The organism is Clostridium sp. CTA-17, assembly GCF_054767895.1.
Genome location: NZ_BAAABF010000002.1, coordinates 91,613 through 115,806 on the forward strand (window position 1 = coordinate 91,613; position 24,194 = coordinate 115,806).

Annotated in this window: 20 protein-coding genes; 18 read left to right on the forward strand and 2 right to left on the reverse strand. The window is 27.6% G+C overall.

The genetic code is table 11. The features are described from left to right. Nucleotides 1-22: 22 nt before the first annotated feature. The 9 genes from ACYUCG_RS04745 (at nt 23) to ACYUCG_RS04785 (ending at nt 11,964) form a co-directional block, all read left to right on the forward strand. Entirely contained in the window at nt 23-3,424 is a 3,402-nt protein-coding gene (locus ACYUCG_RS04745; RefSeq protein WP_283683039.1) for an AAA family ATPase, read from the forward strand. Nucleotides 3,425-3,779: 355 nt separating this feature from the next. Then, nucleotides 3,780-4,871: a DUF1002 domain-containing protein gene (locus ACYUCG_RS04750; protein ID WP_060796458.1), complete on the forward strand. Its 1,092-nt coding sequence runs from the start codon at nt 3,780-3,782 to the stop codon at nt 4,869-4,871. A 387-nt stretch (nt 4,872-5,258) separates the two neighbouring features. Continuing rightward, nucleotides 5,259-5,813 carry a biotin transporter BioY gene (locus ACYUCG_RS04755; RefSeq protein ID WP_003481659.1) on the forward strand — a complete coding sequence of 185 codons (555 nt, stop codon included), beginning with the start codon at nt 5,259-5,261 and terminating at the stop codon, nt 5,811-5,813. Between the two features lie 18 nt (nt 5,814-5,831). Continuing rightward, complete coding sequence (gene bioB, locus ACYUCG_RS04760) at nt 5,832-6,791, forward strand: biotin synthase BioB (RefSeq protein ID WP_460268211.1); 960 nt, start codon at nt 5,832-5,834, stop codon at nt 6,789-6,791. Between the two features lie 2 nt (nt 6,792-6,793). Continuing rightward, nucleotides 6,794-7,480, forward strand: coding sequence for a dethiobiotin synthase (gene bioD, locus ACYUCG_RS04765; RefSeq protein WP_460268212.1), 687 nt, complete (start codon nt 6,794-6,796; stop codon nt 7,478-7,480). Next, on the forward strand, nt 7,470-8,825 hold the full coding sequence (gene bioA, locus ACYUCG_RS04770; protein WP_460268213.1) for an adenosylmethionine--8-amino-7-oxononanoate transaminase: 1,356 nt from the start codon (nt 7,470-7,472) through the stop codon (nt 8,823-8,825). Before bioD ends, bioA begins: the two co-directional genes overlap by 11 nt. Nucleotides 8,826-8,971: 146 nt before the next feature. Next, nucleotides 8,972-10,102: an efflux RND transporter periplasmic adaptor subunit gene (locus ACYUCG_RS04775; RefSeq protein ID WP_460268214.1), complete on the forward strand. Its 1,131-nt coding sequence runs from the start codon at nt 8,972-8,974 to the stop codon at nt 10,100-10,102. Continuing rightward, nucleotides 10,095-10,793, forward strand: a complete 699-nt coding sequence (locus ACYUCG_RS04780) for an ABC transporter ATP-binding protein (protein ID WP_164475236.1) — start codon at nt 10,095-10,097, stop codon at nt 10,791-10,793. The genes ACYUCG_RS04775 and ACYUCG_RS04780 overlap by 8 nt, the downstream gene beginning before the upstream one ends. Beyond that, entirely contained in the window at nt 10,780-11,964 is a 1,185-nt protein-coding gene (locus ACYUCG_RS04785) for an ABC transporter permease (RefSeq protein ID WP_460268215.1), read from the forward strand. The genes ACYUCG_RS04780 and ACYUCG_RS04785 overlap by 14 nt, the downstream gene beginning before the upstream one ends. A 99-nt stretch (nt 11,965-12,063) precedes the next feature. Here ACYUCG_RS04785 and ACYUCG_RS04790 read toward each other — a convergent pair whose 3' ends face one another. After that, the gene (locus tag ACYUCG_RS04790) at nt 12,064-12,474 is read right to left on the reverse strand and encodes a hypothetical protein (RefSeq protein ID WP_460268216.1); all 411 of its coding nucleotides are present in this window, start codon (nt 12,472-12,474) and stop codon (nt 12,064-12,066) included. Nucleotides 12,475-12,733: 259 nt separating this feature from the next. Here ACYUCG_RS04790 and asrA point away from each other — a divergent pair, with 259 nt between their 5' ends. The 9 genes from asrA to ACYUCG_RS04835 all read left to right on the forward strand — a co-directional run bounded on the left by asrA (nt 12,734) and on the right by ACYUCG_RS04835 (nt 22,610). Next, complete coding sequence (asrA, locus tag ACYUCG_RS04795) at nt 12,734-13,765, forward strand: anaerobic sulfite reductase subunit AsrA (RefSeq protein ID WP_087325627.1); 1,032 nt, start codon at nt 12,734-12,736, stop codon at nt 13,763-13,765. Then, nucleotides 13,766-14,557 carry an anaerobic sulfite reductase subunit AsrB gene (asrB, locus tag ACYUCG_RS04800; RefSeq protein WP_060796468.1) on the forward strand — a complete coding sequence of 264 codons (792 nt, stop codon included), beginning with the start codon at nt 13,766-13,768 and terminating at the stop codon, nt 14,555-14,557. 12 nt (nt 14,558-14,569) lie between these two features. Continuing rightward, entirely contained in the window at nt 14,570-15,616 is a 1,047-nt protein-coding gene (gene asrC / locus ACYUCG_RS04805) for a sulfite reductase subunit C (protein WP_164813233.1), read from the forward strand. 511 nt (nt 15,617-16,127) lie between these two features. Continuing rightward, nucleotides 16,128-16,754 carry an alpha/beta hydrolase gene (locus ACYUCG_RS04810; protein WP_460268217.1) on the forward strand — a complete coding sequence of 209 codons (627 nt, stop codon included), beginning with the start codon at nt 16,128-16,130 and terminating at the stop codon, nt 16,752-16,754. Nucleotides 16,755-17,079: 325 nt separating this feature from the next. Beyond that, nucleotides 17,080-18,432 carry a sucrose-specific PTS transporter subunit IIBC gene (locus ACYUCG_RS04815; RefSeq protein ID WP_460268218.1) on the forward strand — a complete coding sequence of 451 codons (1,353 nt, stop codon included), beginning with the start codon at nt 17,080-17,082 and terminating at the stop codon, nt 18,430-18,432. A 131-nt stretch (nt 18,433-18,563) separates the two neighbouring features. Further along, nucleotides 18,564-19,541 carry a LacI family DNA-binding transcriptional regulator gene (locus tag ACYUCG_RS04820; protein WP_460268219.1) on the forward strand — a complete coding sequence of 326 codons (978 nt, stop codon included), beginning with the start codon at nt 18,564-18,566 and terminating at the stop codon, nt 19,539-19,541. A gap of 39 nt (nt 19,542-19,580) precedes the next feature. After that, nucleotides 19,581-21,044, forward strand: coding sequence for a glycoside hydrolase family 32 protein (locus ACYUCG_RS04825; RefSeq protein WP_460268220.1), 1,464 nt, complete (start codon nt 19,581-19,583; stop codon nt 21,042-21,044). Further along, nucleotides 21,037-21,984, forward strand: coding sequence for a carbohydrate kinase family protein (locus ACYUCG_RS04830; RefSeq protein WP_333961426.1), 948 nt, complete (start codon nt 21,037-21,039; stop codon nt 21,982-21,984). The genes ACYUCG_RS04825 and ACYUCG_RS04830 overlap by 8 nt, the downstream gene beginning before the upstream one ends. A 209-nt stretch (nt 21,985-22,193) precedes the next feature. Continuing rightward, on the forward strand, nt 22,194-22,610 hold the full coding sequence (locus tag ACYUCG_RS04835; protein ID WP_415318831.1) for a zinc ABC transporter ATPase: 417 nt from the start codon (nt 22,194-22,196) through the stop codon (nt 22,608-22,610). Between the two features lie 73 nt (nt 22,611-22,683). Here ACYUCG_RS04835 and ACYUCG_RS04840 read toward each other — a convergent pair whose 3' ends face one another. Beyond that, entirely contained in the window at nt 22,684-24,021 is a 1,338-nt protein-coding gene (locus ACYUCG_RS04840; protein WP_460268221.1) for a polysaccharide deacetylase family protein, read from the reverse strand. Nucleotides 24,022-24,194: the final 173 nt, after the last annotated feature.

The following is a 24,194-nucleotide window of genomic DNA, read 5'->3' on the forward strand; positions in this document are numbered from 1 at the left end:
ATTCTTTGTGGAGCGAAAAGATATGGTGAATAAAGAGATTATAGAAAATGGATTTTTTAAAATAGAAAAAAAGCTAAATGAAGAATTTATAGGACAAAAAACTTTCAATAAAGAGTTATGTAATTACTTTAAAGAAAAAATAGAGGAAGATAGTAAAGGTATATTGCTTATAGTAGAGGAAAGAGACATATTTAAAAATAGTGTACTAAAATACTTTTTCAAAGAACTTAATTATTATAAGTTTGTTAAAAATAGTAAAATTGATGAGATTGATTTAGCTGCATATAAGTTTAATTTAGGGTACAATGCCTTTTTAACAGATTTATATGAAAAATTAAATAATGACTCTCAATGTTTAGTATTTAAAAATACAGATAAAGCAAGTGAAGATATATTAAATGTTCTTTCAGGAATAAGCCCTAATTCATGTATAATGCTAAAAGATAATTATGTAATAAAAAATAAATTTTTAGTTGAAGCTGAAGAAATTGATGAGGATATTGTAAATAAAATTATTTGTAATAATAAATTCTTCATATTCCTTTATAACAAGGATAAAGATGAGGACTTTGAAATAATAGATAATGAATTCTTAATAAATAAAGACAAAACCTTATATAGAAAAGCCTTAAGCGAAAAGGACAAAAATAAAGTAATAAAGAAAAAGCTATTAAAAGAAATAAATAAGGTTAAGGAGCTTTTTGATATTGACATAATAATAGGAGTAGATGAAAATCCAGATATAGAAGAAAGAGCAGGGGTTTGTCCTTATATAGAAGATAACTTTAGAGAAAAAGGAAGTTTAAGCCTAGATCAATACATATCATATAAGATTTGTAAGCCTATAATTAATATAATTAGAAAGGAAGCTATAGAAGCAAATAGTAGATTACTTATATATGTAGAAGATGATGAAATCTTTTGTAAATCAAATGATGAAGTTTATGATTTAAGTAAGTATAGTAATCCAACCTTAGAAGAGGTTAGGTATAAATTAGAATCTATAATTGGTATGAAAGAGCTTAAGGAGTTTATAGATAAGATTGAAAATAACTTTAAGGTTCAAAAAATAAGAGAGAAACTTGGATTAAAGACTACACAAATCTCATTAAACATGATATTTGCTGGAAATGCTGGTACTGGTAAAACCAATGCAGCAAGAATAACCTTTGAGTATTTATACGCCTTAGGCATGATAAAAGAAAATATATTTAAAGAGGTTAGTAAAGCAGATTTTATAGGGGAAGGAATTAGTAATACAGCAAGAAGAACTAATGAAATAATAGAATCAGCTTTAGGTGGAGTATTATTTATAGATGAGGCTTATTCCTTATGTACAGATGAAAATGATAAGGCTGGCCGTGAAATAGTAGATGCTTTATTAAAAGGAATAGAAGATAACAGAGATAACATAACTGTTATTTTAGCAGGGTATGAGAAGGATATGGAAACTTTCTTAAGTTTCAACCAAGGATTAAAATCAAGATTTCCAAATGTAATTAAGTTTGAGGACTATAATCCTTTAGAGATGTATGAAATAGCAGTTAATATTGCTAAGTCAAAGGGATATAGAATAGCTAAAAGTGCAAAGGCTGGACTTATTGAATTATTTACTAAAAACCAAATGGTTGGGAAAAGTGATTTAGGAAATGCCAGATTTGTTAGAAATATTGTAGAAAATGCAATAATGGATGCATCTAAGAAGTATTTAGTGAATAAGGAGAGAGCTATTGATCTTCTAGAAAAAGATAATTTTAACTTTAAGGTAAGTGCAAAATTTGATTTAGAAGAAAAGTTAAAAGAAATAATAGGTCTTGAAGAGGTTAAGGAATTTTTAAGAAGCCAATATAAGCTTATAGTAGCTCAAGAAAAGAGAAAATCTGTTGGTGTAAATACGAAAATAGAGCAAAATTTAAATATGATATTTGCAGGTAACCCTGGAACAGGAAAGACTAGTATAGCTAGATTAGTAGCTGAAATGTTAAATAGCATGGGTCTTTTAAAGGTTGGACAATTAGTTGAAACAGATAGATCAAGTTTTGTTTCAGATATTCCAGGAGAAACTTCAAAGAAAACTGAGGAGAAATTTAAAGAAGCATTAGGTGGAGTTTTATTTATTGATGAAGCATATACTTTAGCTAATGATTCCATAGGTAGAGAAGCTATAGAGACACTTCTTAAATTAATAGAGGACTATTCAAGGGAAGTAATAGTTATTTTAGCAGGATATGAAGAAGAAATGGAGAATTTCTTTGATGTTAACATAGGATTAAGATCAAGATTCCCACTTTGGACTAAATTTGAAGACTATAATCCTAATGAGCTTTTAGAAATGGCAATAAAATTAGTAGAAGCTAAAGGATTTAAACTTTCTAAAAATGGATATTCAGAACTTAAAAAAAATTTCGTTGAGATATATGAAAATGCAGATGCTCAATCAGGAAATGGAAGAATGGTAAGAAACTATGTTGAGCAACTTATAAGAAATCAAAGTATTAGAATTGCAGAAAGTGATATAAGTGTTTATGAAATGAACCTTATAAACACAAAAGATATAAAGGCTATGAATGCAATAAAATATGATAATCACTTTGATTTAGAGAAGAAGTTAAATGATTTAATTGGAAATGAAGAGCTTAAGGATTTCCTTAGAGGTCAATATAAACTTATGAAAATCAGAGAAAAGAGAAAGAAACTTGGTTTTCAAGTTGATTTAAATAAGTATATGAATATGGTCTTTACTGGAGAAAGTGGAACAGGTAAAAAGACAGTTTTAAATATATATTCAGAAATGCTATATAGTATGGGTATAATTAAGGCAAAAAACATAGTTCAAATAGATAAATATGAATTTATGGCAATGATTAATTCAGGCATGAAAGTTGAAGATATATTAAATAAACATGTTGGAAAAATATTATATATAGATAAATGGAATACTTTCTTTGGAGAAGAAAGATACAATGAAATAGTATCTGATCTTATAAAATTCATAGATAATAATAGCAATAGAATAGTTATTGTTCTTGGTGGAATAAGAGGCAAGATGAAAGACCTTATTTTAACTAATGAGGGATTAAATTATAGATTCCCTATTTGGGTTGACTTTGGAAACTACAATGAAAGAGAATTATATGACATAGCTTTAAGCACTTTAGTTAAGAAAGGTTTTACCTTAGATGAAGAAGCTGAATCTGCTTTAGAAAATGCTATTGGAGATATACAAAAGAGAATGGGAGAGCTAGCACTTAAAAATGGTCTTATGATTAAGCAATTTTTAGATAGCTTAGTAAGAGTACAAAGCATTAGAGTTTGTGATGAAGATTTTGATATAAATACAATAAATAGAATTATATCAGAGGATATATTAAAGAGTACTGAAATCTTTTTAAAGAAAAATACAACTCAAAATGGAAGTTTTTAAATAATTAAATTTATAAATTAAATACTTTTAAGTTAGTTATACATTCTATTTGAAAAAGTAGTAAATTTACCTAAATTGCTAGTGTCCTAGTACAATTAATATTGTGCTAGGACTTTATTTATATAAATTACTTTTTTCTTAAGATATACTAACGTAATTAAATTTTAATTTTTAGTCATATTTGCCATGATATAATTTGAAAACAGATGATTAATTAAGCAGAGTTTTAACTTTAAAGCTTAAGTTTCTCATAATAATTATTTTAGGAGGTGAGGTTGTTAGTAATAGGAAAATAGTTAAAAGTATATTAGCTATTACTTACAACAAATAGAGTATGATAAAGAAAAAGAGTATTATGAAAGTTCTTTGTGGAGCAATAGTTAGTACATTCATGTTTGGAATGGCTACTCCAGTATTTGCACAAAGTGAAAAAACTGAGGCTGTAGTAACTTTAGGAGCTAATTTAACAAAGTCAGAAAGATTACAAATGTTAGATGCTTTTGGAGTAAAAGCTAATGATGTTAAAATAATAGATGTAACTAATCAAGATATAAGAGAACAATTAGGTTTAGATACAAGTAAACCAATACCTGCTAGCAGTCAATCAATATCAAGTTCTTACGTAGTGGTTAAGGACAAAGGTGGAATAAATGTAACTACTAACAATTTAACAGAGGTAACAGGAAGTATGCTTGCTAATGCCCTTCTTACTTCAGGGGTAAATAATGCTGATGTAAAGGCTGATGCTCCATTTAAGGTTACAGGAACAGCTGCCTTAGCTGGTATTTTAAAAGGATTTGAAGATGCATCAGGGGAGGAGTTATCTCTTCCAAAGAAAGAGGCTGCAAGAGAGGAAATTTCTTTAACTAATAATTTAAGTAATGCTAAAACTAAAGATGGACAAACACTAGGAAAAGATGAAGCCGCTGTAGTAGTAAATGATATTAAAACTGATGTAATTAAAGATAAACCTAAAAATGATGAGGAAATAGGTAAGATAGTAAACAATGTTACAAATAACTATAATATACTTTTAACACAAGGGCAACAAGAGCAAACAATAAAATTTATGTCTAAAATAAATGATTTAGACTATAACTATGGTGCTATGAAAGAATCTTTAAATCAAATGAATGACAAGCTTCAACAAATATTAAAAGACACAGGAAAACAATTAGAAGAAAGTGGTCTTTTAGAAAAAGCATTAAATGGTATAAAAAATGTTTTAGTTGATATTAAGGATTTTCTAGTAAATATGTTTAGCTCAGCTAGTGAAAAAGTTAAAGATGGAATAACTTATGATGAAAATGGTAATATAGTTATAAAAACAGGAAATAATTCTGATGAATCAAAGAATCAAGAAAATATCCAAGATAAGCCACAAAATCAGTCAAATGAGAATAATCAAAATCAACAAAATGAACAAGGACAAAATCAAACAAAATAATTAGTGTTGAAAAAAGAATTATAAGAGCATGTATTAAAATAAAATTTAATAAAACTTACAAAGATATTTATATTGTAAGTTTTATTATTAGATTTTGATATATGCTCATTTTTTATTTTTAGTATTTTATATTTACTCAAAAGAATATGAGATATAGAAAAATAGATTAGCTTAAAATACAAGAGGTTTTAATTGTATTTAATTAAAAATAAATGAAATTTTGAAATAGAGTTTATAGTAAACTAATGAAACAATATTGTAAACCTAAAAATATAAAATAGTTGACAATTATAAATTATAAGGTTATTATATGGAATATACTTTGATAATCAAGATAAATTGATTTTTAAAATTGTATGGATGTATAAGATTAAAGGAGATTTAACTATGGAAATGAAAACAAGAGATTTAACACTGATACCTATTTTTGCAGCACTTACAGCTATTGGGGCTTTTATTAAGATACCAATACCAATAGTGCCTTTTACACTTCAATATTTCTTTTGTGCCTTAGGAGCAATTTTACTTGGTGCTAAAAGAGGAGCCTTAGCTCAAATAATCTATGTATTAGTAGGACTCCTTGGAATTCCTGTATTTACTCAAGGAGGCGGACCATCATATGTATTTCAACCTACCTTTGGATATTTAATTGGTTTTATTTTTGGAGCTTATATAATTGGAAAAATAACAGAAAATCTAAAAAGTATAAATATTAAAAATTTATTTTTAGCTGGAATTTTAGGACTTTTAGTAATCTATTTATTTGGAGTTTCATATATGTATGTAATTTATAATTTTTATCTAGGGGATGCTATGAGCTTATTATCAGCAGTAAGCATTGGAGCTATAGCATGTTTACCAAGTGATTTGTTATTGACATTTATAATTTCATTAGTAGGATCTAAGGTTTGTCCAAGGTTAAAAAGACTTGATTATATTTAAAGAGCGGAGTTGATTTTTATGGATTTTATTTTAAAAATGAAGGAAAAAGCTTTAAAAAATATAAAATTAACTAGGGAAGAAGGGTTAAGACTTTTTAATAGTAATATAGAGGAGTTAATTAAAGAAGCTAACAATATAAGAAAAGAAATTCATGGTGATGGTATTGATTTATGTTCAATAATTAATGGGAAAAGTGGAAGGTGTGGAGAAGATTGTGCTTTTTGTGCTCAATCTAAGTATTATAAGACTAATATAAGTGAATACCCTCTTCTTGATTATAAAGAGATAAAAAAGGTTGCTAAGGAAAATGAAGATGAAGGAGTTCATAGATTTTCTATAGTTACCTCAGGAAGAGGACTTTATGGTGAGGAATTTGAGAGAGTAATTGCTTATTATTCAAATTTAAATAAAGAACTTAAAATAAATCTTTGTGCTTCCCATGGAATAATAAATAAAGAGTCTTTAATAAAATTAAAGAAAGCTGGAGTAAAAAGATATCATCATAATTTAGAGACATCCAGAAACTATTATGAGAAAATATGCAAAACTCATTCTTATGAGGAAAGAGTAAAGACTATAAAAAATGCTAAGGAAGCTGGTTTAGAAGTATGCTCGGGAGGAATAATTGGTCTTGGAGAAACAATTATAGATAGAATAGATTTAGCTATTACTCTTAGAGAATTAGAAATAAAATCAATTCCAATAAATGTTTTAAGTGCTATTAAGGGAACTAAGCTTCAGCATATGACTCCTTTAAATGAAGAAGAAATTCTTAGGACTATAGCCGTTTTTAGATTTATAAATCCAGAAGCTAAAATAAGATTAGCAGGAGGGAGGTATTTGCTTAAAAACTTTGGTGAAAATGCTTTTAAAGCAGGAGCAAATGCTACTATAACAGGAAATTTATTAACTACATGTGGAAATAAGATAAAAGATGATAAAAGATTAATAGAGAATATTGGGATGAGGATTTTTTAGTTATGGAAAAGGGAGTATATATAATAGGAACTAATACTGATATTGGTAAAACTTTTATTAGTGGACTAATTTTAAAAAAGTTAAGAGAAGAGGGAAGGAATGCAGGGTATTACAAGGCAGTCTTAAGTGGAGCTATAAAAGACAAAAAGGGGTTAATACCTTTAGATTGTGAAGAAGTTATGGAGATTTCTGGACTTAAGGAATCTTATGAAAATATGGTTTCTTACATACTAGAAAATCCATATTCTCCTCATTTAGCAAGTGAAGTAGAAAAAGTTTCTATAAGTATGGAAAAGATAAAAAAAGATTATAAGAGGGTTAGAGATAAATATGACTTTATTCTTTGTGAAGGAAGTGGAGGAATAGTGTGTCCAATAAGTTTTTCAGAGAAAAAGCTTATGCTAGAAGATATAATTAAAGAGCTTAACCTTCCAATAATACTAGTATCTAATAGTGGATTAGGTGCTATTAATCACACTGTTTTAACAGTAAGTTATTTAAGAAACTTAGGGCTAAAAGTAAAAGGAATAATACTTAATAAATTTAATAAAAGTGATATCATACACAGAGATAATAAGAAGATAATAAAAGAATTAACAGGAGTAAATAATATTTCAACTGTACCAAAGATAGAAGATATAGAAAATTATGATTTAAATGAACTTAATGAGGTGCTTTATGGAATTTAAAGAGGATTTAATAAAAAGTGATTTAGAATATATATGGCATCCATGTTCACAGATGAAAGATTATGAGGAACTTAAACCTATAATAATAAAAGAAGGAAAAGGACCATATCTCTATGATTTAGATAATAAAAGATATTTAGACTGTGTTAGTTCTTGGTGGTGTAATCTTTTTGGACATTCCAATGAAAGGTTAAATAATGCTTTGAAAAATCAAGTAGATAAGTTGGAGCATGTTATTTTTGCTAATTTTTCTAATCTGCCAGCTATAGAGTTGAGTAAAAGATTAATAAAGTTAACGAGAGAAAGATTAGATAAGGTATTTTTCTGTGATAATGGTTCTTCAGCTATAGAGGCAGCTATAAAGATGAGTTTTCATTATAATAGACAGAGTGGAAAAGAGAAGAAAAAAAGATTTATAGCTTTAGAAGATGCATATCATGGAGAAACTTTAGGCGCGTTATCAATGGGAGACTTAGATATTTATAGTTCAGTTTATAAACCATTAATGATAGATGTAATACGAGTAAAAGCTCCAAATTGTTATAGATGTGAATTTTCTAAACAAAGAGAAAATTGCGACTGTGAATGCTTTTTTTATATGGAAGAAGAGCTTAAAAAATATTCAGAAGAAATATCAGGAGTTATTATAGAGCCCTTAGTACAAGCAGCTGCTGGAATGAAAATATATCCAGCATTATATTTAAAGAAATTAAGAGAAGCTTGTGATAAATATGATGTGCATTTTATTGCAGATGAAATCGCTGTAGGCTTTGGAAGAACAGGAAAGATGTTTGCTACAGAACATGGTGAAGTATGTCCAGATTTTATGTGCTTATCTAAAGGGTTAACAGGTGGATATATGCCAATGGCATTGTTATTAACAGGAAATAAAATCTATAATTGCTTTTATGATGATTATAATAAACATAAAGCATTTATGCATTCACATACTTATTCAGGTAATGCTTTAGGGTCATCTATAGCTGTTGAGGTTTTAAATATATTTGAAGAAGAAAATATATTAGATATGGTAAATGAGAAAGGAAATTTATTAAATGAAAAGTTAAATTCAGCCATAAAGAATCATAAAAATGTAGGTGAAATAAGAAATATTGGAATGATAAATGCTATAGAGTTGGTTAAAGATAGAAAAACAAAAGAAAGTTTTTCTAGTGATTTAAGAATAGGATACAAAATATACAAAGAAGCTTTAAAAATGGGACTTATTTTAAGACCTTTAGGGGATGTATTATATTTTAATCCACCATATATTATTTCAGAAGAAGATATGACATTTATGGTTTATGTAACTAAAAAATGTATAGAAAATGTTTTAGGAGAATAAGATAGTTTTGCTATCTTATTTTTTTGTTAATAAAATATTAAAAATGGGATTTAAGGTTTATTTAAGGTTTAAAATATTCAAAATTTATACATAATTTTTAAAAATATGATATTATTAGGATAAATAATTCGTAAGGGAGGATATTCATGAAAAAGAAATACATAATAGCAATAGTAACAGTTGTAATACTTGCAGGGGTAGGAGTTGGAAGTTATTTTTTAAAACAAAGTATGAATAAGGAATCAGTGGCAACTATGGAGATATACACTGTTCCCTCTACAGATAAGGTTTTTGTAAATGGGAAAATAGAACCAGAAAAAGTTGAAAATATATTTTTAGATGCTACAAAGGGTACTGTAGATAAGGTAGAAGTTAAAAATGGAGATGTTGTTGAAAAAGGAGATACTTTATTTACATATAAAAATGAACAGGTTCAAAGTCAAGTAGAGCAGTTAGAATTACAATTAAATTCTGCTAAAAGTCAAAAGGAAGAAATTAACAAACAAAATGCAGAAGCAAAAAAACAATTAGAGGATTTAAAGAAAGCCGGATTAGAGAATCAAATGCCTCAAGGAGGTCAAATGCCTAATTTAGGGCAAAATGCAGGTGGGGAGCTATCAACTGGAAATGTAGATGAGCAAATAAAACTTCTAGAAAAGCAAATAAAAGCATTAAAGGATAAGGAATATTATAAAGTAACGGCTCCTATAGATGGAAAAATAATATTGGCAGAATCAAGTGGAAATCCTACACAACCATATATTACTGTTGAATCAGGTGATTATTATATTAGTGGAAGCGTAAATGAAAAAGATCAACCTAAGATAAAGGAAGGACAAGAAGTTGAAATAACTATTCTTTCAACAAATAAAAATATAAAGGGTAAAATATCATCTGTTGGAAATACTCCTGTAGATAATGGAGCTTCTTTATCAGCACAGACAGGTGCACAAGGAGGCGCAGGTGGAAATATGTCTTATTACGAAGTTAAGATAACACCAGATTCTCAGGAAGATTTAACTAATGGATTCCATGTTCAAGCATCTGTTAATTTAGATAAAAAGCCAATAGAAATTCCTAAGGAAGCAATTTTAAGTGGAGATAATGAAAAATTTGTATTTAAAAATGTAGATGGAAAACTTGTTAAGCAAGTTATAACATATTCACCTAAAGAAGGAAGTGAAGATATAGTTATAGTAAGCAGTGGATTAAATGAAGAAGATAAAATAGTTTCTAATCCTACTCCGAACATGAAAGAGGGGATGAAGGTTGAGTAATATAGTAGAAGTTATTAAACTAAATAAATACTATAGCTTAGGTAAAGAGAAATTTCATGCTTTGAAGGATGTTAATTTAACAATAGAACAAGGCGATTTTGTCATGATAATGGGTAAATCAGGTAGTGGTAAAACAACTCTAATGAACTTACTAGGATTATTAGATAGCTTTGAAGATGGAACATATAAGTTTAATAATATTGATGTTAGTAAATTAAAGGAAGATCAGAAAGCTGACATAAGAAATAAGTATATGGGATTTATATTTCAACAATTCCATTTAATAAACTCCATGACCATAGGAAGTAATGTTGAGCTTCCTCTATTATATAATGAAAAAAGTATACCTCGTAAGAAAAGAGAAGAACTTATAGATAAATATTTGAAAATGGTAGGTTTATCAGAAAAGAAGAATCAACTTCCTCTAGAGTTATCAGGAGGTCAGCAACAAAGAGTAGCTATTGCAAGAGCTCTTATAAATAATCCTTATGTCATTTTTGCTGATGAACCAACAGGAGCTTTAGATAGTAATACTAGTACAGAAATTATGGAGATTCTAAAAAAATTAAATGAAGATAATAAGACAATAATCATGGTAACACATGATGAAGACTTAACTAAATACGCAAATAAGATAATAAGAGTTAAGGATGGGGTTATAACAAAGGGGGAAGATTATGTCAGCAATTAATTTAATAAAAACAGCCATTGCTAGTTTAAAGTTTCATAAGTTAAGAACTTTTCTAACAATGATTGGTATTATTATTGGCATAAGCTCTGTAGTTACAATACTTTCAGTCGGAGATGGATTAAAAGCTTATGTTTTAGAATCTTCTCAAGAAACTAATGCTAATAAGATAAACATAACATTTAAACCAGATAATTTTGATGCTAATATGAGTCTTTTAGAACCTTTTACAAAATCAGATATGAATGGAATAAAAGGAATAAAGGGAGTTAAAGATGTGAAGCCATCTCAAGGTTTTATGGGCATAATGAGCTTTTCAAGTAGTCAACTTCAGTATTTTGATAAAAATCAATTTGCTATGCTTGGATCCTATGATGGAAAAAATGAGAAAGTTGAATACGGAAGATGGTTTGAAGATGGAGATAAGGATAAGTCTGTAATTGTATTAGATAATAATGTTGCAAAAGAATTATTTAATCCAATAGAAAGTGGTATTGGTAAGGCTGTAACCATGAATGGAATAAATTTTGAGGTTATAGGTATTTTACCACAGGTTGATATGATGAGTTTTGGAGGAAATACAAGTTATGTTCCAAAGAAAGCTATAGACAATATGAATAGCAATGAAGTAATAACTTCCTTAGATGTATCACTTAATGCAGGGGTTGATAAAAAAGAAGTATATAAGGACATAGAAAAATACTTAATGGCTAATCATCCTAATATTGGAGGAAAATATGAGATGCAAGACCCAGAGGAAGTTACAAAGGCCTTTGAAAAAATAATTGGTGGATTAACAAAATTCATAGCATTTATAACAGGAATTTCACTTTTAGTAGGTGGAATTGGAGTTATGAACATAATGTATGTTTCAGTTTCTGAAAGAAAAAGAGAAATTGGTATAAGAAGAGCTATTGGAGCAAAACCTAAGAGCATACTACTTCAATTCTTATTTGAAGCTGTATTAGTAACCTTAATAGGTGGATTAATTGGAATATTATTAGGATACTTAATATCCAAAGTAGCTGGAGCCTTTTTACCATTTAAGCCAATACTTACAATGAATACCTTTGTAGGAGCTACATTGGTTTCAATAATAGAAGGAATAGTATTTGGAATAATACCAGCTTACAATGCTTGTAAGTTAGATCCTATAAAAGCTATTTATAGATAGAGAAGATAAATAGTAATAAATGTATAAATTAATCATAAAAAAAGAAAGAAAAAAAGATGGAAATTATAAATTGATTTCCATCTTTTTTTATTAATATTCTTATTTACTTAATCCGAAAAGTTCCTTTTTTCTATAAACAAAGAATGTCATTAATACTGGTAAAATTAATGAGCCTATTAATGATGATATCATAAATCCATTTATTATAATTGAATAAATTATATTAGCAGCAGTTATTAATAGGTATATGTATAGTCCAATAGCTTTTTTTCTTAATATCAGTATTATTCCTAAAAGATCTAATATTATTGAAACTAATCCAATAATAATACTAGTATTATTTATACCTAATTGATCTAATGGTGCTCCAGTAATTGTAGCTAGGTTTTCTTGAAAGCTTGGTATTAATAAAATGATTGATCCAAAAAGAGCAAAAGCTGAAAAAATTATTTGTATTACAGAAATGGTGATTATTCCAGCTCCTAATTTATTTTGTTTTTGGTTTTCCATGAGATAGTCCCCCTTTAAAAGTTATTTATTACAATATACCATAAAAGTAAATAAAATGTAAAAGCTATATGGATAAAATGTTAAAAATTAAGAATAATTTAAGAAAAGTAGTTTGTAAATACATAACAAAATACTTATATATTTAATAAAAAATATGAATTTAACTTATTTATTAAAATAGAGTATTATAAATATGTAAGGAGTTTGTTAAAAAATAAACTATCAAAAGATGAATGGTTTAAATTTTGGAGGTGTTTGAATGGGATACAAATTAAATTTAAAAGAAGTAAATGATTTATTTAATGAGCTTAAAAAAGAGTATATAATTTATGCTCCTAAAAGATTTGAGAAGCAAGGAAGATACTCAGACACAGATATTATAAAATATGATGTTATAAATAATGTGGAAGAAATAGTGTATAATGAAAAATCAACTTATCCAGTAAAAGAAGTAATAACTCCGATTTCTCAAACTTTATATTATTTCATAGAAAATGAGTTTAGAGAAAGTAAAATGGATAGTCAAAAGAAGATGCTTATATTTGCAAGACCATGTGATATAAATGCACAAAGAAGACAAGACACTATATATCTTAAAAATGGGAATTTTGAAGATACATTCTATAAAAGAATGAGAGATAGAGTTAAGTTTATTTGTATGGAATGTACAGAGGGATGGGATACTTGTTTCTGTACAACAATGAATAGCAATAAAACTGATGACTATAGTTTAGCAGTAAGATTTAATGAGGATAATTTACTTTTTAATGTTAAAGAAGAAGAATTTAATAAATACTTTGAAGGAAAAGAAGAAGAGGAATTTGAACTTCAATTTATTGAAGAAAATATAGCTAAGGTTGAGTTACCAGAAATAGAGAGTGTTGAAGTTTTAAATAAATTAAAGGACCACCCAATGTGGGAAGAATACAATAAAAGATGTATTCAATGTGGAAGCTGTACTCTAGCTTGTAGTACATGTACATGCTTTACAACAAGGGATATAGTTCATGATTCTAATCATAACATAGGTGAGAGAAAGAGAATACAAGCATCTTGCCATGTAGATGGATTTGATGAAATGGCTGGTGGACATGTATTTAGAAAAACTGCTGGCGATAAAATGAGATATAAAGTTATGCATAAAATTCATGATTATAAAGCTCAATTTGGAGAAGAGCATATGTGTGTAGGATGTGGAAGATGTACAGATAGATGTCCAGAGCATATATCAATTACAGCTACTATCAATAAGGTTTCAAAAGCAGTAAAAGAGATAATGGAGGAGATGTAAATGGAAAATATTTTAACACCTAAATCATGTGAAATAATAGACATAGTTAAGGAAACTGATAAAGAATGGACTTTTAGAATAGCTTCTGATGTTGTTCCAGAACATGGTCAATTTTTAGAATTATCTCTTCCTAAGGTTGGAGAAGCACCTATTTCTGTTAGTGGATTTGGACCTGGATACTTAGATTTTACAATAAGAGCAGTAGGTAAAGTTACTGATGAAATATTTAAATTACAACCAGGAGATAAGATTTCTTTAAGAGGAGCTTATGGAAAAGGTTGGCCTGTAGAACAATTTAAAAATAAAAATGTAATAATAGTAGCTGGAGGTACAGGAGTAGCGCCAGTTAGAAGTTTAATAAATAAATTTTATGATGAACCAAATTATGTTGAAACTTTAAGTCTAGTATTTGGATTTAAAAATTCAGAGGGAATACTTTTCAAGAATGATTTAGATAGATGGAATGAAAAATTCAATACTATTTATACTTTAGATAATGATACAAAAGAAGGATGGGAAACTGGACTTGTAACAGTTCATTTAAATAAATTACCTCTAGAAAGTTTTGGAGATAACTATGAGGTTATCATAGTTGGACCTCCTGTAATGATGCATTTTACAGCTTTAGAATTCTTAAAACTTGGAGTTCCAGAAGAGAAGATATGGGTTTCATTTGAAAGAAAAATGTCATGTGCAGTAGGAAAATGTGGACATTGTAGAATAAATGAAACATATGTATGTCTTGAAGGACCTGTATTTAATTATACAAAAGCAAAAACATTATTAGATTAGGAGGAATTATTTATGAATCATGATATAGATATTAAAAAAGTTAGATTAAATTGTTTTCGTCAATCAAAGGTTCCAGGAGAGTTTATGCTTCAAATGCGTATTCCAGGAGGAATAGTAGATGCTAAGTATTTATCACAAATACAAGAAATAGCAGAAACTTGGGGAAATGGAACATTTCATATGGGAATGAGACAAACCTTTAATATTCCAGGAATTAAATATGAAAATATTCCAGCAGTAAATAAGTTTATAGAGAATTATTTACAAGAAGTTGAAGTTGATAGATGTAATTGTGATATGAAAGTTGATGAAAATGGATATCCAACAATAGGTGCTAGAAATGTTATGGCATGTATCGGAAATTCACATTGTATAAAAGCAAATGTTGATACTAAGGATATGGCTAATAAAATAGAAAAATTAGTATTCCCATCACACTATCATATAAAGGTATCTGTAGCTGGATGTCCAAATGATTGTGCTAAAGGGCATTTTCAAGACTTTGGTGTTATAGGACAAGCTAGGATGGAATATCATCCAGAAAGATGTATCGGTTGTGGAGCTTGTGTAAGGGCTTGTGAACATCATGCAACAAGAGTTTTAAGTTTAAATGACAAAGGATTAGTTGATAAGGATCCATGTTGTTGTGTGGGATGTGGAGAATGTGTATTAGCATGTCCAGCAAGTGCTTGGACTAGAAAACCAGAAAAATTCTATAGAATAGTTATAGGAGGAAGAACAGGAAAGCAAACTCCTAGAATGGGTAAAACATTTATAAACTTTGCAACAGAGGAAGTTGTTCTTGGCATATTTGCTAACTGGCAAAAATTCTCTGCTTGGGCTTTAGATTATAAACCAGAATATCTACATGGTGGTCACTTAATTGATAGAGCAGGATATCATAAATTTAAAGAAATAATTTTAGATGGAGTAGAGTTAAATCCAGAAGCTTTAGTTGCAGATAATATATTCTGGGCTGAAACAGAGTACAGATCAAACTTTAATGTTAAGCCAATAAAGATGCATAAAACTATAGAATCTAATAGACCTTTAAGATAATTATTTAATGTGAGAAAGATAAATTTTATTATATTAGTATTGAGCTTAATTTTATAGTAATAAAAATTTATACTTTAAAAGATTATATGATTTGTAAAGTTTTAATTTTTAGGGAAGGGGTACACCCTTTAAATTAAATATAATAAGTTTACTATCATATTAAGAATTAAGAAATGAATTTATTTAAAAATTACATAGATTAGGAATTTTTATAATCTATGTAATTTTTTTATATAAGCAAAAAATACAAGGAATTAGCAAATTAATATTAATAAAATATAAATAAGTTAACAAATTATTAATAAAATGAAGTGGTATTTTAAATCTTTATTTTTCTAAGACTTTGATTGTACTATTATTTAAATTTATAATATTAGATGAAAAGAATATTAGCAAAATTTATTATAGATTTAAAAATAATTTGTCCTAAGAAGTGAAATATTTTTTCTCCCTTTCATATCACTTTTTAGGACAGATTTTTGAGAACTTTAAAAATTAGGAGGTTTTTAAAATGAGTAATAAAATAATAAAATCATATTGGGGTGTTGAATTAAGTCCAAGATTTATTGATGCTGGAAGTAAAAAGCTTTGTATAATATTACCTGGAATAGGGTATTGTTTAGATAGATCTTACTTGGATTATTCTAAACAATTAACAAAAGAAATAGGATATGATGTTCTAGAAATAGAATATGGATATCAAATAAATAGAAGTGAATTTAACATTGAAAAAGAGTTTAGTATAATGGTTTCTGAGTCATTAGAAGTTATAGATAATGCCATAGAAAAAGAATATGAAGAGATTTTAATAATAGGAAAAAGTATTGGAACAAGTGTACAATCCTTCTTAAATAAAGATTTAAGTGGAAGATTTAAAAATATAAGAAATATATATATAAGCCCAATAAATAAGACTTTAGATGAGTTTAACATAGAAGCTAATTCTTTAGTTATAACAGGAGATAAAGATCCATTATTAAGTATAGCTCATAGAGTAGAGATAGAAAAAAGAGAAGATGTAGAAAGTTTTATAATAGAAGGTGCAAATCATGCTCTCGATATAGAAGGAAATGTTATGAATACTATTGATGCTTTAAAAGAATCTCTAGAAATAGAAAAAGATTTTATATTAAAATAATTCAATTAAAACCCAAAAAATAAGGTTAATCAGTAATGGTTAACCTTATTTTTTTATTATAAATATTTTTTTGAGTATCTCATATGAAACTAATCCCATGGTTTGAATGTAAAGGATTCGAAGAAATATGAAATTTCAATAAAAAAGTATAATTTTTTATTATAATAATAATTAAATAAGTTTTAAATATGAAATTTATCAAAAAATATCTTGAAAATATTTTAAAATATAAAGTTAAAGGCTTGACAAAAAATGTGTGGAACTGATACCATATGTTCAAGAAGTAAAGGATATCAAAGGAGAAGAGATTTTAGGAGGTTTTAAAATGAGTAAAGAACAAATAGTTGCTCAAGAAATATTAAAAAATATTGGTGGAAAAGAAAATATAAAATCAATGGAACACTGTGCAACTAGATTGAGACTTATAGTTAAAGATAAAAGTCTAATAAATGAAAAGGCAATTGAGAATATTGATGGAGTAAGGGGACAATTTTTTGCTGCTGCTCAATATCAAATAATTCTAGGAACTGGATTTGTAAATAAAGTCTTTGCAGCTATGAATGGTGAAGGAGTAGAAACTGGGAATGTAAAAGAAGATGCATATAGTGATATGACTTTACCACAAAAAATATCCCGTACTTTAGGAGATATTTTCGTTCCTATAATTCCAGTACTGGTGGCAACAGGTTTATTTATGGGATTAAGAGGACTTTTAACTAATTTAGGAGTTGAATTTAGTCCAACTTTTAATACTTTATCAGAGGTTTTAACAGATACAGCATTTATATTCTTACCAGCCTTAGTAGCTTGGTCAACAATGAAAAAATTTGGTGGAACACCTGTGGTTGGTATAGTATTAGGGCTTATGCTTGTAGCCCCTCAGCTTCCAAATGCTTGGCAGGTAGCAGGAGGAGCAGATCCAATATATATTTCTTTATTAGGAATAAGTATCCCTATAGTAGGGTATCAAGGATCAGTACTTCCAGCTTTAGTATTAGGTATTATAGCAGCTAAATTAGAAAAATTTATTAGAAAGTTTATGCCAGATGTACTAGATTTAATATTTACTCCATTTTTAACTTTATTAGTATCAATGATTCTTGGACTTTTAGTAGTAGGTCCTATAATGCATACAAGTGAAGTCTACATATTAGATTTATTTAAAATGTTTTTAGGCTTACCATTTGGAATAGGTGGAGCAATAATTGGAGGAGTTCACCAAGTTATAGTTGTAACTGGAGTTCATCATATATTTAATGCTTTAGAAGTTGAATTAATTTCAAGTACAGGATTAAATCCATTTAATGCAGTAATAACTGGGGCTATAGTAGCTCAAGGAGCAGCAGCTCTTGCAGTTGGATTTAAGACAAAAGATAAGAAAAAACGTTCATTATATATTTCTTCAGCAATACCAGCCTTTTTAGGAATTACAGAAGCAGCTATATTTGGAGTAAACTTAAGATTTATTAAACCATTTATATTTGCATGTATAGGAGGAGCTGCATCAGGAATGTTTGCATCAATGATGAAATTGGCTGGAACTGGTATGGGAATAACAGCTATACCGGGAACACTTCTTTATATTAATACAGGATTAATTCAGTACTTCATAACAATTGCTATTGGATTTGCTATTTCATTTGCATTAACATATATATTCTTTAAACCACAAGAATAATTTTTAGGCTCTGTGATTTTACAGAGCCTGCTTTTAAATATTTCAAAATAGTATTATATGGTTAAAAACTTCTGGGTAATGATATAATTTATAATATAAGAAGATATATATCTTTATTTAGGAGGAAAATGATGAAAGTTACAATACAGGACATAGCTAATATGGTAGGAGTATCAAAAAGTACTGTATCAAGATATTTAAATGGTGGTTATGTGAGTAATGAAAATACAGTTAAGATAAAAGAAGCTATAGAAAAAACTGGTTTTGAAACTAACTTTTTTGCTAAAAGGTTAAAGTCTAAACAAAGTAAGTTAATAGGAATAATAGTTCCTAGAATAGATTCATTTACTGCAGGTAAAACATTAAATGGTATAAATAAAAAACTAGAAGAACAGGGTTATCAAGGAATAATATTAACAAGTGAATTTAACATAGAAAAGGAATTAGAACAAATTAATAAGTTATATAATCAAGGAGTAGATGGAATTATTATAATGTCTTTTGAAATTTCAAAAGAACATGTAAAATTAGCCAATAAACTTCCTATACCTATTTTGTTTTCAGGACAAAAAAATGATTATATAAATTATTTAGTTTTAGATGATGAAAAGATAGGAAATATTTTAGGCACATATATAAAAGAACAAGGACATAAAGATATTGTGTTCTTAGGTGTTAGTGAAAGTGATAGAGAAGTTGGAATTCTTAGAAAAAAAGGATTTTGTAATGTTTTTGAAAAAGAGTGCGATATAAGTTTTGTAGAAACAGACTTTTCTTTTGATAAAGCATATGAAGCAGGAGAAGAGGTTTTAAAATATAATCCAACAGCTATTGTATGTGCAACAGATAATATAGCTCTTGGGCTTATGAGATATCTTCTTGAGAATGGGAGGAAGATACCAGATGATATTTCTATTGCAGCCTTTGGAGGATATGAGGTAAGTGCAATAACATATCCATCACTAACCACTGTAAAAATTGATTATAAATTATTTGGTGAAGAAATAGCACTTAATATTTTAAGTTTGATAAATGGAGAGAAAAGTATAAATACTTGTGAAATTCCTTTAGAACTTATGGTAAGAGAAAGTGTTAAAAGTTTAAAGTAGGGTTTGCTTCACCGAATAATTTAAAGAAAGGTGAAGTAAATGGAGTTTTTAAATGATGAAGATATAAACAAAAAATCAAAAGAATATTATAATAAAACTAAAGATATATGGAGAGATAATTTTCATTTTGAGCCTCCCTTTGGGCTTATAAATGATCCAAATGGATTAAGTTATTATAAAGGAGAATATTACATATTTTTTCAGTGGAACCCATATGGCTGTGAGCACAAGAATAAACATTGGGGAATTGTAAAAACAAAGAATTTTAAAGATTTTTCAATACCTAAAATTGCCTTAACTCCAAAGGAATATTTTGATAAGGATGGATGTTATTCAGGGGGAGCTATTGTTAAGGGTGGTAACTTACAAGTGTTTTATACTGGGAATGTTAAAGGGGATAAAGGAGAGAGAATATCTTATCAATGCAAGGGGATTCTTGAAGAAAATGGACAATTGAAAAAATTAGGCCCAGTTATTTCTACATTACCAAAAGGATATACAGCTCATTTTAGAGATCCATATATTTGGGAAAACAATGGTTATTATTATATGATTCTTGGAATACAGACTGAAAAGCTAAAGGGTAGATGCGTAATATATAAATCAAATGATTTAGATGATTGGAAGTTTTATGGGGAACTAAAAACGTCTTATGAGGATTTTGGATTTATGTGGGAATGTCCATCCTTTTTAAAAATTGATAATAAGGATATTTTTATATTTTCTCCTCAAGGAATTAAAGAAGAAGAGTTTAGATATCAAAACATATATCAATCGGGATACTTAATAGGAAATTTAAATTATGATACTTTAGAATTTAAAAATTATAATGAGTTCAAGGAATTAGATATGGGTTTTGATTTTTATGCGCCTCAAGTATTTAAGGATGAAAAAGGAAGAAATATATTAATTGGATGGATGGGACTTCCTGAAAAAGAAGAGTTTCACTGTAGTAGGGAGAATGGATGGATATTTTCTTTAACAATGCCTAGAGAACTAACCTTAAAGAATGGAATTTTACATCAAAACCCTATAGAGGAGATAAGAGAACTTAGGGGTGATAAAATTGTAAGCTTAAAAAATATACTCATTGAAGACTTAAGTTTTAATGAGGTAAAAGAAAATAGTTATGAGCTTAAACTAGATATAGAAAGACAGGAAGCATCAAAGATTAAAATTAATTTTATGGAGAGTGATGAAGAACACACATCTTTAATTTATGATTTTAAAAAAGAAATTTGTATAATAGATAGAAATTCAATGATTAATGGAGAAAAGGATATAAGGAAGTTTAAGTTACATTCTAATGGGCATTTAAGAATTAATATGTTTGTGGATAAATCATCAGTAGAAATATATTTTCAAGATGGAATTGAAGTAGCATCATTAAAGCTTTACCCTAAAAAAGATAGTTTTAATTTAAGTTTAAAATCAGAAGAGGGTAAAATTAAAATAAATTCCTTGAGTATATGGGAGATGAATGAGGTGAATTATAATGAATAAAGTATTTTGTATAGGAGAGTTATTAATAGATTTTATAGGAAAAGATATAGGAAAAGGTCTTAAAAATGGAGTAAACTTTGAGAAAAAGGCTGGTGGAGCTCCAGCAAATGTTGGAGCAGCAGTTTGTAAGCTTGGAGGAGAATCTTATTTTTTAGGACAAGTTGGTAATGATTCTTTTGGAGAATTTCTAGTGGATATGCTAAAAAATATAGGTATAAATACTGAAATGACTAAAATGGATGGACATACCACTTTAGCATTTGTAGCTATTGATGAAAATGGAGAAAGAGATTTTGAGTTTCATAGAGGTAGTGATGGAGAATATTCATTTAATAATATTGATTTAAGTAAAATAGAAAAGAATGATATAATTCACTTTGGTTCAGCTACGGGATTCTTAAAAGGTGAACTTAAGAATACTTATTTTAAACTTTTAGAGATTGGACGTAAAAATGGAAACTTTATATCTTTTGATCCAAACTATAGAGATATGCTTATTAAAGAAGAAGGAATTGAAGAGTTTAAAGAAGACTGTAAGAAATTTATAAGCTCTTGCGATTTTTTAAAGCTTAGTGATGAGGAGATAAAGCTTTTAACTGAGGAAGAAGATTTAGAAAGAGGAGTTGAAAAACTTCATTCTTTAGGAGCGAAAATAATAGCTGTTACATTAGGAGGAAAAGGAACTCTTTTAAGTAATGGAATTCATTCAGAGATAGTTCCATCAATAAAAATTAATCAAGTAGATTCAACGGGGGCAGGGGATGCTTTCGTTGGCGCTGTTCTTAAGAAAGTAAGTGAATTAAAAGATAAGAATAATTTAGATTTAAATTCATGGAAAGAAATTATAAGTTATGGAAATAAGGTTGGAGCATTAACATGTACAAATTATGGTGCTATTGATGCTATTCCAAATGAAGAAGATTTAAGAGAATATATATAGTTTATTTGAAAGCATATGAGAATTTTTAGAAACCTATTAAAATCTTTTAGTTCTCATATGTTTTTTTATTTTAGATTAGAGTTTTATAGTTTAAAATAAAATTAAAATTTTATGAGTATATTAAATATTATTTTTAACTTTAGATTAAGAGGTTATATTAAAATTTAACAGGAATATAGTTTAGTAAAGTAATTTTTTTGGAGGAATCTTTGAAGGAGTTTTTTAAAGATATATCTTATGATGATAGAAATCTTTTAGCTATAGGCCTTGCATTTATATCAAATTTAATATTTTTAAATATAACAGAAAGAGAAGTGGGATTTAATAATATCTATGAAATACTTAATTTAAAGGGGGATGAAGCTTTAAAGGAAATATTTATTATTTTTATAACTTTTATAGCTATAATTTTTTTGATTTTTGCTATGATTATAAGTATAAATATAATTTTACATTCCTTAGAGGTCTTTAACAAAATAGTATCTTTAGGAACTATTATAGTAATTTTTATAATAGCTTTTTATGGATTAAATAACAGTATTCAAGGGTTTAAGATATTATTTTTAACTTTATTCTTTGTAGGATTATTTTTTAAGATATGGGAAGAAGTAAAGAATAACAAATAATCAAAAGGAATTTAAGATTAAATCCAAATTAAAAATAAATAATTTGGATTTAACCTTTATTTAAAAGTGAAATTTACTTTTCAGAAACTTGTTCTATTGAAATAATAGATACATTTCTTTTTTCAAATTCATCAATTACTTTTTGGATTATAGATGGCTTTTTATAATTATCTTCAGGGTAACCATCTTGTCCATCTTTAAAATCTATTAGTTTAGCTTCTAAAAATGGATGATAAAACATCCCAGCAAAAGTAGTATTAGACATGTTTTTTATCTTATTTAACATATCATTTTCTTTACCACCCTCAATATAATAAAGAGGGGTAGGTACATAATAAGAACCACTTCCAGTTGGTGATTTAATAGGCTTTGATTGATGGTTATTTTCATCATAATCATTAAATATATATTTAAAATTCTTTTCTAAAGCTTCATTTTGTTCTTTGCTTATAGTGTAATGAGGAGCTTCAAAGAAATTTATTTTTATATCAAGATCTTTAGATATTTGTAGAGCTTTATCAACTCTTGTATTTAAGTCCTCTACAGAAGGATTGTATTTTCCAAATTCAAAGCCATGTCCACTAATTGTATTACCTATTTGATGAGTATATCCGTGTAATCCTATTTCACCTTTATGAGAAGCTACAAAGTCTAAAGTGTATATAAGCTCTGCATTAGCAAAGTCATTTTCTTTAGAAGGATCATTATCTATTTTCTTTTCAGGATCTATATACCTAGGTATCCAAGCGATATGGTAAGGTACATTTTTTTTACCTAAATATCTTCCCATAACTCTTATAGTCTCAAGATATTGTGAATCATATTCTGTTCCAGTTCCAGTAGAGGCAACATCTTCAAATCTTATTATACCTTTTTGAGGGCCTTTTCCCTTATAAGGTTTAACATCTAACATGTCTTTATTATTATATAATTTTATTAGCTTGTCCTTTGAGTTCCATCTGCTTTTTAAATCAAACATATTAGCAACATCAATTAAAGACATATATACAGTATCATCTTTTACTATAGGGTCAATTTTAAATTTCTTAGCCTCTGGATTTTCCTTTGATGAATCAATCCAAGTATTATCTTTTAAATTAACTTTAATATCTTTATTTTCAAATTTAATGTTTAAAGAATCATCCTCTATTTTAAACTCCCCATTGTTATTATTAATTATTTCGCTTATAGGAATTAAATATCTATTTTTATCTAAGTATATTGGTAAACTTAAGTCTTGTACTTTACCATTTAGATTTATTTTAATATTATCTTCAGGTTTATCTAATCCAGAAAACTTTTCTAATCCAAATACAGATAGCCCAAAGTTTTTGCTTTCACCTTTAGATCCACATCCTATTAGAAAAATCATTGAAAGAATTAAGAGGGAAGTTGTAAAAAGTTTTTTCATATAGTGCCTCCTTGTATTAATTTAAATTATAATTAAATAGAATTGTAAACTTAATAAATTATAAAAAAGTGTACATTTATAATAATATTTTACAAATTAAGGTTTAAATTTACAAAAAGGTTAAAAAAGTATTAATAAACAAATTATTATATATTTATTTTACAAAAATACCA

Excerpts from the sequence above, each read along its gene's own strand:
- bioB (WP_460268211.1), top strand. The coding sequence starts at position 5,832 with ATGGATTTTATTTTAAAAATGAAGGAAAAAGCTTTAAAAAATATAAAA.
- ACYUCG_RS04815 (WP_460268218.1), top strand. The coding sequence starts at position 17,080 with ATGAGTAAAGAACAAATAGTTGCTCAAGAAATATTAAAAAATATTGGT.
- ACYUCG_RS04745 (WP_283683039.1), top strand. The coding sequence starts at position 23 with ATGGTGAATAAAGAGATTATAGAAAATGGATTTTTTAAAATAGAAAAA.
- ACYUCG_RS04830 (WP_333961426.1), top strand. The coding sequence starts at position 21,037 with ATGAATAAAGTATTTTGTATAGGAGAGTTATTAATAGATTTTATAGGA.
- bioA (WP_460268213.1), top strand. The coding sequence starts at position 7,470 with ATGGAATTTAAAGAGGATTTAATAAAAAGTGATTTAGAATATATATGG.
- ACYUCG_RS04840 (WP_460268221.1), bottom strand. The coding sequence starts at position 24,021 with ATGAAAAAACTTTTTACAACTTCCCTCTTAATTCTTTCAATGATTTTT.
- ACYUCG_RS04775 (WP_460268214.1), top strand. The coding sequence starts at position 8,972 with ATGAAAAAGAAATACATAATAGCAATAGTAACAGTTGTAATACTTGCA.
- asrA (WP_087325627.1), top strand. The coding sequence starts at position 12,734 with ATGGGATACAAATTAAATTTAAAAGAAGTAAATGATTTATTTAATGAG.
- asrB (WP_060796468.1), top strand. The coding sequence starts at position 13,766 with ATGGAAAATATTTTAACACCTAAATCATGTGAAATAATAGACATAGTT.
- ACYUCG_RS04820 (WP_460268219.1), top strand. The coding sequence starts at position 18,564 with ATGAAAGTTACAATACAGGACATAGCTAATATGGTAGGAGTATCAAAA.
- ACYUCG_RS04785 (WP_460268215.1), top strand. The coding sequence starts at position 10,780 with ATGTCAGCAATTAATTTAATAAAAACAGCCATTGCTAGTTTAAAGTTT.
- ACYUCG_RS04825 (WP_460268220.1), top strand. The coding sequence starts at position 19,581 with ATGGAGTTTTTAAATGATGAAGATATAAACAAAAAATCAAAAGAATAT.
- bioD (WP_460268212.1), top strand. The coding sequence starts at position 6,794 with ATGGAAAAGGGAGTATATATAATAGGAACTAATACTGATATTGGTAAA.
- ACYUCG_RS04790 (WP_460268216.1), bottom strand. The coding sequence starts at position 12,474 with ATGGAAAACCAAAAACAAAATAAATTAGGAGCTGGAATAATCACCATT.
- ACYUCG_RS04755 (WP_003481659.1), top strand. The coding sequence starts at position 5,259 with ATGGAAATGAAAACAAGAGATTTAACACTGATACCTATTTTTGCAGCA.
- asrC (WP_164813233.1), top strand. The coding sequence starts at position 14,570 with ATGAATCATGATATAGATATTAAAAAAGTTAGATTAAATTGTTTTCGT.
- ACYUCG_RS04750 (WP_060796458.1), top strand. The coding sequence starts at position 3,780 with ATGAAAGTTCTTTGTGGAGCAATAGTTAGTACATTCATGTTTGGAATG.
- ACYUCG_RS04810 (WP_460268217.1), top strand. The coding sequence starts at position 16,128 with ATGAGTAATAAAATAATAAAATCATATTGGGGTGTTGAATTAAGTCCA.